This window comes from Neobacillus sp. MER 74 (genome assembly GCF_023714155.1).
Window position 1 is genome coordinate 22,149 of sequence record NZ_JAMAUV010000036.1, and the last position, 13,131, is coordinate 35,279.

Consider the following 13,131-nt stretch of genomic DNA (forward strand, 5'->3'; position numbering starts at 1 on the left):
GGGTAATGAAATGTATGAATAAGGAGTTAATAAAAAAACCAAATTTAAGCTATCAGATTGGTGAGCAGAAAGCTGCTCATTATTTTCATTCACTTTATAAACAGGTTGTAGAAAAAAGCTATGTTCAGACGATCACAAAAGATATTCAATCCTGGAAACGTAACCATATCCATCACTCTATATTATCCTTCATATCTCGTGGCAAGGGAAAACCTGATTCTCGAACTTATCACAATTATATCCAATGGCTAAATTACACTGGTAAATTAGATAATTACTTAGATCGGAGCATTTCTTATATTTTCATGCGCGATTTAGGAAAGGCCCTTGATTCTCCAGAGACACAGACAAGAGTCAAACGTGTTGTTGACAACTTGAAAAATCAACTGATTCATTCAGGTTCTCCAGAACGAAAGACAAATAATGAGATGTTTAGTATGGCGGGATTATACCGTATGGCCCAAAAGGAGGGCATTGAATCCACACTGATTTGGGTATTTAACAAACTCAAGACTGTCTCTGCTAATATTCCAAACGGGATGGATGCTGAAAATGCTCAGCGCAAGCTCATTAAAATCATCGCTGGGGTATTCATGAATGAAATGGAAGAAATGGGGGATGAGTTATCAGCTGAAGAGCGCTCACAGAAACTTGCTGATGCAATTAGACTAGGATATTCCTATGGTTTGACCTATCCCTTTATTGACGACCTTCTTGATGCAGGAATCTTATCTATAGAAGAGGAAAAACAGTATTCCAATTTGATACGCACCAGTCTCATTACAGGAATCGTTCCTAAATTAGGTAATTGGACAGGAAAAAATGTGAATCTGATCCGATTTATTCATTCCGAACTTCGGGATGCCTTTGAGTACATAACATCTAGTCTGCGACTAGAAACTAGACAGAAGTTTTTCGAGCTGGCCTACGTGTTTTTTCATTCTCAGGAAGTAGACCGTATAAAGGATTTATCCAATCCAACTTATACAAATGAAGAATTATATATACCAGTCATTTTAAAATCCTCTTCATCTCGATTGATTGTTCGCTCGGTCATTAATGCTCCAGAAGATGAAGGCATTGATAATCGCACCTTTTTTTACGGTATTTACAACCAGCTTGCGGATGATTTTGCTGATATGTATGAAGACTTGAAAGATGGCAGGGTAACACCCTATACCTATTATTTAAAATATCATGATCAACGTGCCGATTTGATAAATCCCTTTGAATTATACTGGACTGTTATTTCCAACTTGATCCATGAGGTGTATCATTCAGATAGCAAGGCCTGTGAGGTGATTCTCGATCGGGCAATAAACGGCCTTAAGCGCTATAAAGAACGTATGGGCAGAGATAAATATAAAGAAGTGATGCAGCTTTTTGCTGCTGGGAATCCTGCATTTAATCGTGTCATTCAAAAAATGGTGCGTAAAGCGGATGATGTTGATTTCTTTGATAAACTACTCCGAGACCATATGATAATAACGCTGAGGAATCAACGAAATGAGCAGGAAATTTTTAAAGATACGGTTGAATCCATTCGCAGTGAGATCAATCAATTCTTGAAAATCCATAAAACTAAGGACGTTGAGCCACTAATTGATGCTGCCAATTACAGTCTAGAAGGGGATGGAAAGCGATTAAGGCCCATCATGACTTGGGTTATGGGAGTAAACGAATATGGATTAAATAGGTCTGCCATCGTGCCGCTTTTGAAATCATTAGAATATATGCATACGGCTTCCTTAATCTTCGATGATTTACCATCCCAGGATAATGCCTCTACCCGTAGAGGGCGCGCAACTCTCCATCAGGTATTTAACGTTTCGATCGCGGAGTTAACGGGCCTCTTCCTGACTCAGAAAGCTATTGAAGAACAAGCATCTCTTGACCAATTTGATTCAAACATTGTCCTTCAATTAATCCACTATTCGGCAGAGATGACGGCAGTTATGTGTATGGGTCAAGCGATGGACTTGAATTCTAAAGGGAAACAATTGACGTTGGAACAATTGAATACAATGTGCTTTTATAAAACGGGTTTAGCATTCGAAGCATCGTTGATCATGCCTGCTATACTTGCCCGAGTGCAGGAGTCCGAAATAGCCGCTTTAAAAAAATTCGCGCATCATGCCGGGATAGCATTCCAGATTAAGGATGATCTGCTTGATGTTGAAGGGGATACGAATTTATTAGGAAAACCCATTGGTAAGGATGCAGAAAACAATAACTCGACTTTTGTGTCTATTCTAGGTTCTGAAGGGGCTAGAAAAGAAATGTGGGAACATTACTGTCAGGCGATGGAATCATTGCAGGAGATACCGCGCAATATTTCTTTTTTAAAGCATTTATTAAATTATATAGTAAATCGTGACCATTGATAGTGGTCTTTGTCGAAAATGATAGTCTCTTTTATCCATTCACATTATAAATTTCCTCATATAAAATAATGATAAAAAGTGGGAATGAAGGGGAACATTTTGAACACAGATCAAGCTTTCGAGTTGTTAATAGAAGCAGGAGTCACTGAAGATAATAGTATTCAAACCGTTAGACGTTGGTTTCGAGAAAGAAAGATTACCTATAAGGGCTCAGGACAGGATACGGGGTACATACTTAACAATACAGATCAAGCCTTTCATCTATTAAAGGACGCAGGGGTTGCCGATAGCACAGCTGTTCAAATCGTTCGTCGAATGCTGCGTGAAGGACAGATTGAAAAAGTGGGCAGTGGAATACAGAAACCTACCTATCCGCTTAAAGAATCAGCATCAAAACCGTTAACTAATCGTCCTTCCGATTTGGATATGATGATCCGTCAATTAAAAGTAAAATTAAAGGCACAGGATGAACATATAAAAGGAATCGAACATCTCCATCAAACCTCAATAGCTAGATTAATCCAGCAAATAGACATCTTAAAAAAAGATTTGATGAAACTGGAAAAAGAGAAAAGTGAATTTCAAATGGAAACTAAGAAATTGCTAAAAGAGAATATTGATTTGACGAATGAACTGCTAAAAATAAAAGGTGAACTATTTAAAGGAAAACAAAAAGACCCTGAATTTGAAGAAAAAGTCCATACACCTTCTCCTTCTCACACCATTGATTATCGTCAAAAATTGGGACTTTCAAAAATGGCGAGCGATAAAGAGGTCTTAACAAGGTATAAAAAATTATTAAAAATAACTCACCCCGATCACGGCGGAAACGCTTCAGCCTTTCATTTTATTAAAACGGATTATGATCAATTTAGACATAGTATCAATATGAAATAGATTCTAAGGATTTAGAGAAATGGATCCATCTCAATTGGCGACTGGGCCCCTTCATTTTGATGGGTCTGGTCGCCAATATTTTTTTCATGACATAGGGGGCGCTCGAACGATTAAAGTCACCAATAATGCATAATCGGTACATAATCACCGATATAATATACCTAGAGGTTAACATCAAGGAGTGGTGGTATGCGAAAAAAAGTTAATGGGAAAATAGTTATGGCAACCTTGCTATTACTAGTTTTTGGATTAATATCAATAAATAGCTTTGCCAAAATGGCCAATAACGAATACCCCCACAAAAAACGTATAACAGTATATCTTGCGGGAGACTCAACTGTTTCTGAATATTCAAGTTCGTATGCACCTCGAGCGGGTTGGGGACAATTTATTCAACGCTATTTCGATGATACCATTGTGGTGAAAAATGCTGCTATACCAGGAAGGAGTTCAAAAAGTTTTATTGCTGAAAGGAGACTCGTATCCATCTTGAAGCAAATTAAGAAAGGGGATTACCTTTTTATTCAATTTGGACATAATGACGAAAAAATAAACGATCCGAGCCGTTATACAGAACCGTACTCTACATATAAAAGCTATTTAAAACAATATATTGACGGTGCGCGTGCCAAACAAGCTATTCCTGTCCTTGTTACACCCGTTGAACGAAGGAACTTTACCAAAGAAGGCAGTGCACGTAATTCACATGGTGAGTATCCAACAGCTATGAAAGAACTTGGTTTGGAGGAACATGTACCTGTGATTGACCTTACTGCCAATAGCAAGGAATTGTTTCAAGAGCTTGGACCCGATAGGACGAAGGATGTTTTTCTTTGGCTAAAACCTGGGGAGAACAATAACTACCCGAACGGTGTTCAGGACAACACACATTTTAAGGAGACCGGTGCCAAGAAAATAGCTAGACTAGTGCTAGAAGGTATCAAGGAATCTAAGCTAGTGCCACTTCAAAATCACATAATAAAATAAATTAATTTGGAAGCATTTCACAGTATGTTTTTAGCTGTGCCACAAACTTTACAACAAGGATGGAAAGAAGGGCAAGCATTGAAAAAAATCCTGGCTATCCTAGCTTGTATGATATTTATCGCATCAAATATAGTATCTGCTGAAGTACAAACCAAACCGAAACAAACTCTCGTCGTAGCAAATGAGAAGGAAAAGGTTTATTTATATGCTACTCCTAATCCAAAAGAAGAACTGTATACTGATTTTCGAGTCAAAATAGGGAAAGAAGTGGTAGAAACATTCGGATGGGAAGTGGCAATGAGTGAATTACGGACGCCCGAACTACATGTAATAGATCTCAATAATGATGGAATAAAAGAAGTCGTCGTAATAATAACTCTTGGCACAGGGACATGGGTAGTACAGAAGGAAGCACACATTCTCCAGCGAGTAGAAACTACAAATGGAAGGCAGGCTTACGAGGAGATGGACATCGACAACCCCGTCCACACCATAGAACGTGATTTCAAAATTACCGCAACTAATAAAACCATTCAAATTTCCGGGAGAGGTCAAAAATGGAAGGCAACCAATATTTGTAAAAATACTTATTATCACCATCGATTCCCGCTCTATCAATCCGTAAACTGGAAAGTAGAAGGTAATAGGCTTATCGCGGATGTGGGATTACCCATCACGTCCAACTGTGTACCTGCCGGATTTCTCCTAAACTACAAGCAAAAAGGACAAATCTATATAGCTAAATATGTAAAATTAAATCTTTAAAAATGAAGCAGGAAACCCTACAAGGGTTCCTGCTTCTATTCATTTATCTTTATTCTTAATTGGATAACATTAATACATCCAAGTTTAAAATGTTTATCACACCTGAGTCTCTGAGTTCTTTTAATCGATCGATTTCAAGGATGTCGATTGTACGGTTTGAGATTTGAATCCATTGTTGATTTTTCCACTTATTAAGTATTTTATTTACGGTAATCCGGGAAGTCCCTATGTAGCGGGCAAACGATGTTTGGTCGATTGAAAAATTACCATTTTCACTTACTAGTTTTAAAAGGAAATGAGCCATTTGCTGTTCTATAGGTGAATTAAGAAAGGCAATAATTTCTGCCAGAATCCTAAATTTATAGATTAATGAATTAGTAAAAATACATGCCGCCTCAGGATGTTCTTTACAAATCATAACTAAAGCTTCATCAGAGAAAAAATAAATTTCAGATTGACAGTTTGAGATGGCAGAGGTTAAATAGGGTTCATTTCTAGTTCCATGCTCCCCAAATAACATACCTTCTGGAACATAATTCACCGTTCGCTCTACACCTTCATGTGAAAGGAGAGTGATCTTTATACCACCCCTAGATAAATAGAAAAAGCCCTTGCCTTCACTGCCCTGATGGTAAACGATTTCATTTTCTTCTACCTCAAGTTTTTTTCCGTATTTTAAAAATGGTCGCCATGAATAACGCAGATTTTTCATTACAACACCTTACCAAGAAGTTTTTTTAATTCATCCGGTTTTTTTATTAAAAACTTTTTCTTATGGATCTCAAGGATTTCTTCTTCTTTCCATTGTTTTAAAATCTTATATAATGTGATTCTCGTTAAGCCAGTGCATTTTGTAAGGTCTTGTTGTGTAAGATGTACTTCATAACTCTTAAATTCATAACAAATATTAAGGAGAATTACTGCCAACTGTTGCTCGGGGATGAGAGTGTCCAAATTTATTTTATCAGCTAGGATGTGCATTTTATGAATGACGGTTTTGATAAAAATGTTAAGGATAGATGGCTGATCCTTAATTAATTTTTGAAAATGATCACAAGAGAAAAAATAAAGTATAGAGTCATTTACCGCTGTTGCCGTCGTAAAATGGGGCTGACGGTCCATCGCTTGTACTCCTAATAATTGCCCAGGAATGGCGATGTTTAACAAGCGCTCTTTTCCAATCGAAGTGGTAGTAGTCACTTTAATTAATCCCTTTTGGATATAATAAAATCCATCCCCCATCGTCCCTTGCTGGTAAATAGATGCTTTCTCTTTGAAGAATTGCCTAGTACCAAACTGTAAGCAAGAATCCCAATTGATATCACTGTCAAACAAGATTGCCAACTAATCAACTCCTATGTGAAATGGTGAAATCTAATCCATAAAACTGTAAATCTATGAAATATGTAATTAATCTAGTGCTATGACTTAGTTGTAATTATTTGTTAGCGCTTACATTTAAGTGTAAAAAAATTTATTTGTGTTAACCACTTAACAGTAGTGTAAAAGATTCAAGATATAAAATCAACATGGTGATTGAATTTTTAAAATTCAGTCAAAACCATGGTTTACCCAATTGGATTTACCATTTGTATAAAGAATGATGTGGGCAGTTTTATTAATCTTAATAAAGTGAAAATTATATCTTTTTAGAAAAAATGTTAATCAGACTACAATGACTCAAAAAATTCAATTTTATAATAAAAATATAAATTAAAAGGAGGATGTTTTATGGGAATTCGTACAGGTGCACAGTATATCGAGGCGTTAAAAGCACGAACACCAGAAGTTTGGTTATCAGGAAAAAAAGTAATAAATATCTTTGAAGAACCAGTTTTTCATCAGCCCATTCTTCAAATTGCAAAGCTATATGATATGCAGCATGATGCCAAGTATCAAGAGGAGATTACTCATATTTGTGAAGAAACGGGAGAAAGAATCTCGAATGCATTCTTAGTACCTAAAAGCTATCAAGATCTGCAAGCTAGAAGAAGAACGTTCGAGGAGTTTGCCAAAGCAACATTTGGGTTAATGGGCAGGACTCCTGATTTCTTAAATGTCGTCGTAACTTCGATGGCGAGTAATTCCGAGTTTTTAGATAAATACAATCCTGAATGGGGAAAAAACATTCGATCTTATTTTAAGCATATCCGTGATCATGACTTATTTTTAACACATGCCATCATCAATCCGCAAAATGACCGGAGTAAATCTTCACACGAACAACAAGATATGTTTACCCATTTAGGTGCGGTTAAAGAAACACCTGATGGATTAATCGTAAGAGGAGCGAAAATGCTGGCTACTCTTGCACCCATCACTGACGAAGTAATTGTCTATTCTTTCCCTGGCTTTAAGCCTGGAGATGAACGTTATGCGCTTGCGTTTGCACTTCCGCTAGATACGCCAGGCCTTCGCATTATCTGCCGAGAAGCGATGCAGGATGGAAAGCGTTCTGTTTATGACCACCCATTAGCATCAAGATTCGAGGAAATGGATGCGGTTCTAGTCTTTAATGATGTTTTAGTACCTTGGGAGCGTGTATTCCTTTATAACAATGTAGAAGCAGCCAATTTACTTTACCCGAAAACAGGAATCGCTCAGCAGCCAGCTCATCAGTCTGGTGTAAGAGGGTTAATCAAACTACAATTTGCAACCGAAGTGGCTTGTAAAATCGCCGACTCTATTGGTGTTGATAGTTTCCTTAATGTACAAAATGATTTAGGAGAATTAGTCCAATCAGTTGAATCGATTAGGGCATTGCTCCGAATTTCAGAGTATGAACATGAAGTAACTGCTACTGGCGAAGCGATGCCAGCCTATGCACCACTTGAAACCATTAGAGGATTGCTGCCGAAAATGTACCCACGTGCGATTGAGGTGATGCAAATCATTGGTGCAGGTGGACTATTAATGTCACCGACAGATGCCGATTTCGAGAATCCGGAATTAAGAGAGGATTTAGAGAAGTATTATCTGGGTAGAGAGGGCGTTTCAGCGGAAGAGCGTGTCCACATCTTTAAATTAGCATGGGATTTATGCGGTGAAGCATTCGGACAAAGGGTACTTCAATATGAACGCTATTATACTGGAGATCCAATTCGTAAAAGAGCGATTTTCTATAACAACCACAAAAGGAAAAATTCCTTTGAACTGGCTGATGAAGCAATGAAAATATTTAAGCAAAAAAATGAGGTTACTAGCTTATAAACGTCAATTAATATGACGAGGAGGTGTGAACAATGCAAATGCTTAAAGATGGAGTTCTGAAACTCGCAGGTTCTGTAATTGCCATTGGTGCATTTGATGGTGTCCATAGAGGACATCAAGCCGTGATTAAGCAAGCAGTGGAAAAGAGTCGGGATAATCAGGTTCCTAGCGTTGTCTATACTTTCGATCCGCCTCCTCGAAATTATTTTAAGGGCGTTCAAATTTTGACACCCATTCAGGAAAAGGTTAGCAGGATCGCGAAGTTAGGTGTTGATTATATAATTGTTGCCAGCTTCGATGAATGGTATGCGACCAGGCCCCCTGAGGATTTTATCTGTGAATTATCTAAGTTAAACCCGGTAGAGGTTACAGTAGGGGCTGATTTTCATTTTGGAAAAAATAGAGAAGGCGATGTGAATTTTTTAGAAAAGTATTTTCATATCAATATCACTCCTCCTGTTTATTGTAAAAGCGGAAAACTTATTTCATCGACGAGAATCCGCCAGTTAATTTCAGACGGAGATCTCCAGCAGTCCTACTCGTTACTAGGACTATAATCAGGAGAAAAGTAAATGAAACTACTTGATATCACTCAGCAATAGAAGGGAGTTCATACTATGAAGTTATTAGGAATTTCAGGCACCATTATTGGAGCAAAAACAAGTATTGTTGTTCAAAAGGTATTAGAGGAAGTAAAGAAACATCATCCTAACGTTGAAGTAGAATTACTTGATTTAAGAGATTATGATGTGCAATTCTGTGATGGACGAAATCCTTCAAACTATACAGGTGACACAAAAAAAGTTCTCGATATTGTTAATTCTGCTGACTTCTATATTATTGGAACACCGATATTCCAGGGGTCTTTATCAGGACCACTCAAAAATTTGTTTGATTTAATCAATCCAAAGGATATTCGCAACAAAGTAATGGGTTTTGTCGCAACAGGAGGTACATACCAGCATTACCTAGTTATCGAAAATCAATTAAAACCGATCGCAGGATTTTTCCGAGCCTTTGTTGCACCTGGCTATGTATATGTCAATAACGATCATTTTAATAAAGAAAATGAACTTATCGATGCAGAGGTGCTGACTAGAATTACTGCTTTAGCCAAAGAAGTGGTCTTTATGCAGGAGGCATTAAAATCAGCAAAGGAAGAATTTGCAACAGTAAATGGATAAGTATATGTATTAAAATTTGAGAGGAGAAGATTTCAATGACAAACTCTTTAAAACCAATTAACCTGTGGGGATTTATAAACGAAAATAAGGATTCTCTTAAGCCGCCTGTAAATAATAAAGTTGTTTGGAAGGATTCTGAACTAATGTTTATGGTGCTCGGTGGTCCAAATATACGACGTGATTTTCATGTGGACCCATCTGAAGAGATTTTTTACCAATTAAAGGGTGCTTGCTACGTTGAAATTATTAATGCAGAAGGTAAAAGAGAAGTAATTACCGTGAAAGAAGGAGAAGTATTTCATCTCCCACCAAATGTTCCCCACTCTCCACACCGTGTCGCTGATACAATCGGGATTGTTATTGAACGTGACAGAGCAGATGGGGAATTAGAGGATTTTGTTTGGTTCTGTGATAAATGTGATCATGAAATGCACCGCGTTACCGTCCAATTAACGAATATTGAAGTGCAGGTAAAAGAAGCTATTCAGGGATTTAACAGTAATTTAGAACTTCGCACTTGTAAGAACTGTGGACATATTATGCCTGAAGAAGCGAGTGAATGGAAATGCGAGTAGATTTTCATACACATATCATCCCTGAAAATTTCCCTGATTTTGCGGCGAAGTTCCAAAATGATAAGTGGCCGGTCCTAAAGCCTACATGCTCATGCGGTGCCAATATCATGGTATCCGGAAAAGTGTTCCGTGAAGTGACCGACCAAGTTTGGAGTCCAGAAAAAAGGATTCACGATATGGATGTAGAAAATGTAGATATACAAGTTTTATCGCCAATTCCCGTTACGTTCTCCTATTGGGCACCTATAGAAGAAGCCGTAGCAATGGCTAGATTTCAAAATGACTTCATTGCTGAAACTGTAGCTAAACATCCAACCAAGTTTATTGGTCTGGGGACGGTTCCTCTGCAAAATGTCGAAGAAGCGATTCTTGAACTAGACCGCTGTATACATCAACTTGGCTTAAAAGGGGTTGAGATTGGCACAAATATTAATGGCAAAAATTTAGACGATGAATCGTTAATTGATTTCTTTGCGATGTGTGAAAAATGGAATGTCCCTATATTTATTCATCCATGGGAAACACTGGGCGGAGACCGTTTTTCCTCACATAACTTAATGTATACGGTTGGAATGCCAAGTGAAACAGCACTAGCTGCTGCCAGTTTAATCCTAGGTGGTGTTATCGAGAAATTTCCTGGACTAAAAATTTGTTTTTCTCATGGAGGCGGTTCATTACCTTACATTCTTCCAAGACTTGATCATGGATGGAATGTGTGGCCGCATTTGCAGCTTACGGAGAAGCCGCCAAGTTTTTATGCTAAGAAATTTTTCTATGATTCAATTGTTAATAACCCTGTTAATATCAAATTTTTAGTTGGAAAATTTGGTGCAGAACAAGTGATTATGGGGTCGGATTATCCATTTTTACTACGGGAAACTCCACCTGGAAGGATTATTGATGACACACTCACCCTAAGTGAAGAACAGAAACGGGCGATGCTTGGTGAAAATGCACTTAGATTTTTAAATTTACCAGTTAATCTACTAATTTAACCAGAAAAGAGGATGAAAAGATGATAGACAAAGTGATGACTCCAGAAGAAAGATTAGAGGAACTTGGAATAAAGCTGCCTGCTCTCCGCCCCGCATCAGGTAATTATGTTAGCTGTGTACGAACAGGGAATCTAATTTTCACATCAGGTCAGGGTACTGATGAATACCGGGGAAAACTTGGTGACGATGTATCGATAGAAGTAGGCTACCAAGCGGCAAGACAATGTATGCTTAATCTATTAGCAGTAATCAAGAATGAACTTGGCGACCTTAGCAAAGTGAAACGGATTGTCAAAATCCTGGGTATGGTCAACAGCACTTCTGATTTTAAAGACCATCCAAAAGTAATGAATGGATCATCCGATTTGTTGGTGGAAGTGTTTGGTGAAAAGGGAAGGCATGCGAGATCTGCAATAGGGATGGCACAACTGCCACACAATAATACTGTCGAGGTTGAGATGATAGTTGAAGTTGAGGATGGTGACAAAGGTGAGTAACCTTCTAGAAAAACAACTTCAAATTAATGATGCCAAGTTGTTTATCAATGGAGAGTATGTAAGCGCTGTTACAGGGGAAACCTTTGACACGCTTAATCCAGCTAATAATCAAAAATTAGCATCTGTTGCAAGTGCTGGTGAGCAAGATGTAGAAAGAGCAATTCAAGTTGCCAAACGCACCTATGATAGTGGTGTTTGGAGTAAAATGCCAGTTGAAGAAAGAGCAAAGATTCTTTGCCGAATGGCGGATCTTGTCATGGAACGAGTTGAGGAGTTAGCACTAATTGAGACATTAGATGTAGGTAAGCCAATAAGAGAAAGCAGAGATTTTGATATCCCGCGCGCAGCATCAAACTTAAGATTCTTTGCAGAAATGGCAAAATACATGAATCATGAGCATTACGAACAATCCAAGCATATGAGCTATACCAAATACGCTCCAGCCGGTGTCACAAGCTTAATCATTCCTTGGAATTTACCATTCATGCAAATGACATGGAAAGCTTCTGCTGCGTTAGCGGCTGGAAATACCGTGATTGTTAAACCAGCATCCTACACGCCACTAAGTGCAGTCATGTTAGGTGAAATTGCCAACCAAGCAGGATTACCACCGGGCGTGTTGAATATACTGACAGGTCCAGGTGGAACAGTGGGAACGGCAATGACCACTCATCCATACGTCCGCAGAATTTCCTTTGTCGGGGAAAGTTCTACTGGTAAAACGGTTATGAGAAATGCAGCATCACAACTAATTCCCGTATCATTAGAATTGGGCGGCAAATCTGCCAATATCGTCTTTGAGGATGCAGACTTAGATGAAGCGGTAGCGGGCTCCATAGAAGCGATTTTTAGAAATCAAGGGGAAATCTGTTTAGCTGGTTCGCGATTACTAGTGCAAGAATCGGTTTATGATAAATTCCTTGAAAAATTTGTTGCAGCAGCAAAGAACATTAGAGTGGGCGATCCATTGGATGAAAAGACCGATATGGGCGCACTGATTTCTAAAGGTCATTTAGAAACTGTTGATAATTATGTCCAAATTGGACTTTCTGAAGGGGCGAAACTTGCTGTAGGCGGTAAGCGAGTGGCTGGATTGTCAGAAGGGAACTTTTACGAGCCAACCGTGCTCTATGATGTAAATAACAAAATGAGAGTAGCACAAGAAGAAATCTTTGGCCCAGTATTAGTCGTCATTCCATTTAAAACGGAAGAAGAAGCGATTCAAATTGCTAACGATTCAATTTATGGTTTAGCGGGTGTCGTTTGGTCAAATGATTTAAGACGAGCTCACCGGGTAGCCTCTCAAATCGATTCAGGCTTATTTTGGATCAATTGCTGGTACTATCGTGATTTAAGAACACCATTTGGTGGTTCAAAGGCGAGTGGAATTGGTCGTGAAGGCGGACGTCATAGTTTTGAATTTTATACAGAAGCCAAAACCATTACAATGAAATTATAAAAAAAGTAAAAGGTGGCTGGAAGGCCACTTTTTAACTATTAATATTGAAAAGGGTAGTGTCAAAACTTCTATGAAAAAGTGACCTGAAGTTTTTTTCTTCTCTCTTTTTTGTAGTGGAGGTACCCGCAATCGCTCTTGACAAACACACCAATGGTTTGAGGTTCCTTTAACAAGGGCG

The 13,131-nt window shown here is 38.3% G+C and carries 13 protein-coding genes; 11 read left to right on the forward strand and 2 right to left on the reverse strand.

Translation table 11 applies throughout. The annotated features are described in order from the left end of the window. Positions 1 to 14: 14 nt before the first annotated feature. From M3610_RS26275 to M3610_RS26290, 4 genes are all read left to right on the forward strand, one after another. Entirely contained in the window at positions 15 to 2,384 is a 2,370-nt protein-coding gene (locus M3610_RS26275) for a polyprenyl synthetase family protein (protein ID WP_396953678.1), read from the forward strand. Between the two features lie 99 nt (positions 2,385 to 2,483). Next, positions 2,484 to 3,281, forward strand: coding sequence for a hypothetical protein (locus tag M3610_RS26280; RefSeq protein ID WP_251463442.1), 798 nt, complete (start codon positions 2,484 to 2,486; stop codon positions 3,279 to 3,281). A 276-nt stretch (positions 3,282 to 3,557) separates the two neighbouring features. Further along, positions 3,558 to 4,268 (forward strand): rhamnogalacturonan acetylesterase, encoded by a 711-nt coding sequence (locus M3610_RS26285; protein WP_251463453.1) that lies wholly within the window; start codon positions 3,558 to 3,560, stop codon positions 4,266 to 4,268. 78 nt (positions 4,269 to 4,346) lie between these two features. Beyond that, positions 4,347 to 5,033, forward strand: a complete 687-nt coding sequence (locus M3610_RS26290; RefSeq protein ID WP_251463443.1) for a hypothetical protein — start codon at positions 4,347 to 4,349, stop codon at positions 5,031 to 5,033. A 55-nt stretch (positions 5,034 to 5,088) separates the two neighbouring features. On the opposite strand, the gene M3610_RS26295 is transcribed toward M3610_RS26290, so the two are convergent. Together M3610_RS26295 and M3610_RS26300 are read right to left on the reverse strand one after the other, a co-directional pair. Next, positions 5,089 to 5,745 (reverse strand): Crp/Fnr family transcriptional regulator, encoded by a 657-nt coding sequence (locus M3610_RS26295; protein WP_251463444.1) that lies wholly within the window; start codon positions 5,743 to 5,745, stop codon positions 5,089 to 5,091. After that, positions 5,745 to 6,377: a Crp/Fnr family transcriptional regulator gene (locus M3610_RS26300; RefSeq protein WP_251463445.1), complete on the reverse strand. Its 633-nt coding sequence runs from the start codon at positions 6,375 to 6,377 to the stop codon at positions 5,745 to 5,747. The genes M3610_RS26295 and M3610_RS26300 overlap by 1 nt, the downstream gene beginning before the upstream one ends. A gap of 387 nt (positions 6,378 to 6,764) precedes the next feature. Between M3610_RS26300 and M3610_RS26305 the strand changes: the two genes are divergently transcribed. The 7 genes from M3610_RS26305 to M3610_RS26335 are packed head-to-tail and all read left to right on the forward strand — an operon-like array spanning position 6,765 to position 12,953. Next, positions 6,765 to 8,243, forward strand: coding sequence for a 4-hydroxyphenylacetate 3-hydroxylase family protein (locus M3610_RS26305; RefSeq protein WP_251463446.1), 1,479 nt, complete (start codon positions 6,765 to 6,767; stop codon positions 8,241 to 8,243). 32 nt (positions 8,244 to 8,275) lie between these two features. Continuing rightward, a complete protein-coding gene (locus M3610_RS26310) occupies positions 8,276 to 8,800 on the forward strand; it encodes an FAD synthetase family protein (protein WP_251463447.1) in 525 nt (174 codons plus the stop codon). Between the two features lie 60 nt (positions 8,801 to 8,860). Then, positions 8,861 to 9,427 carry an NADPH-dependent FMN reductase gene (locus M3610_RS26315; RefSeq protein ID WP_251463448.1) on the forward strand — a complete coding sequence of 189 codons (567 nt, stop codon included), beginning with the start codon at positions 8,861 to 8,863 and terminating at the stop codon, positions 9,425 to 9,427. A 35-nt stretch (positions 9,428 to 9,462) separates the two neighbouring features. After that, positions 9,463 to 10,002, forward strand: coding sequence for a 3-hydroxyanthranilate 3,4-dioxygenase (locus tag M3610_RS26320; RefSeq protein WP_251463449.1), 540 nt, complete (start codon positions 9,463 to 9,465; stop codon positions 10,000 to 10,002). Then, on the forward strand, positions 9,987 to 10,997 hold the full coding sequence (locus tag M3610_RS26325) for an amidohydrolase family protein (protein ID WP_251463450.1): 1,011 nt from the start codon (positions 9,987 to 9,989) through the stop codon (positions 10,995 to 10,997). The genes M3610_RS26320 and M3610_RS26325 overlap by 16 nt, the downstream gene beginning before the upstream one ends. A gap of 23 nt (positions 10,998 to 11,020) precedes the next feature. After that, entirely contained in the window at positions 11,021 to 11,494 is a 474-nt protein-coding gene (locus tag M3610_RS26330) for a RidA family protein (protein ID WP_251463454.1), read from the forward strand. Further along, positions 11,487 to 12,953: an aldehyde dehydrogenase gene (locus tag M3610_RS26335; protein ID WP_396953679.1), complete on the forward strand. Its 1,467-nt coding sequence runs from the start codon at positions 11,487 to 11,489 to the stop codon at positions 12,951 to 12,953. Before M3610_RS26330 ends, M3610_RS26335 begins: the two co-directional genes overlap by 8 nt. The last annotated feature ends 178 nt before the right edge of the window (positions 12,954 to 13,131 follow it).

What these genes read in the sequence shown, in the direction of transcription:
- M3610_RS26275 (WP_396953678.1), top strand. Translation starts at nt 15, where the DNA reads ATGAATAAGGAGTTAATAAAAAAACCAAATTTAAGCTATCAGATTGGT.
- M3610_RS26285 (WP_251463453.1), top strand. Translation starts at nt 3,558, where the DNA reads ATGGCCAATAACGAATACCCCCACAAAAAACGTATAACAGTATATCTT.
- M3610_RS26295 (WP_251463444.1), bottom strand. Translation starts at nt 5,745, where the DNA reads ATGAAAAATCTGCGTTATTCATGGCGACCATTTTTAAAATACGGAAAA.
- M3610_RS26305 (WP_251463446.1), top strand. Translation starts at nt 6,765, where the DNA reads ATGGGAATTCGTACAGGTGCACAGTATATCGAGGCGTTAAAAGCACGA.
- M3610_RS26310 (WP_251463447.1), top strand. Translation starts at nt 8,276, where the DNA reads ATGCAAATGCTTAAAGATGGAGTTCTGAAACTCGCAGGTTCTGTAATT.
- M3610_RS26315 (WP_251463448.1), top strand. Translation starts at nt 8,861, where the DNA reads ATGAAGTTATTAGGAATTTCAGGCACCATTATTGGAGCAAAAACAAGT.
- M3610_RS26320 (WP_251463449.1), top strand. Translation starts at nt 9,463, where the DNA reads ATGACAAACTCTTTAAAACCAATTAACCTGTGGGGATTTATAAACGAA.
- M3610_RS26325 (WP_251463450.1), top strand. Translation starts at nt 9,987, where the DNA reads ATGGAAATGCGAGTAGATTTTCATACACATATCATCCCTGAAAATTTC.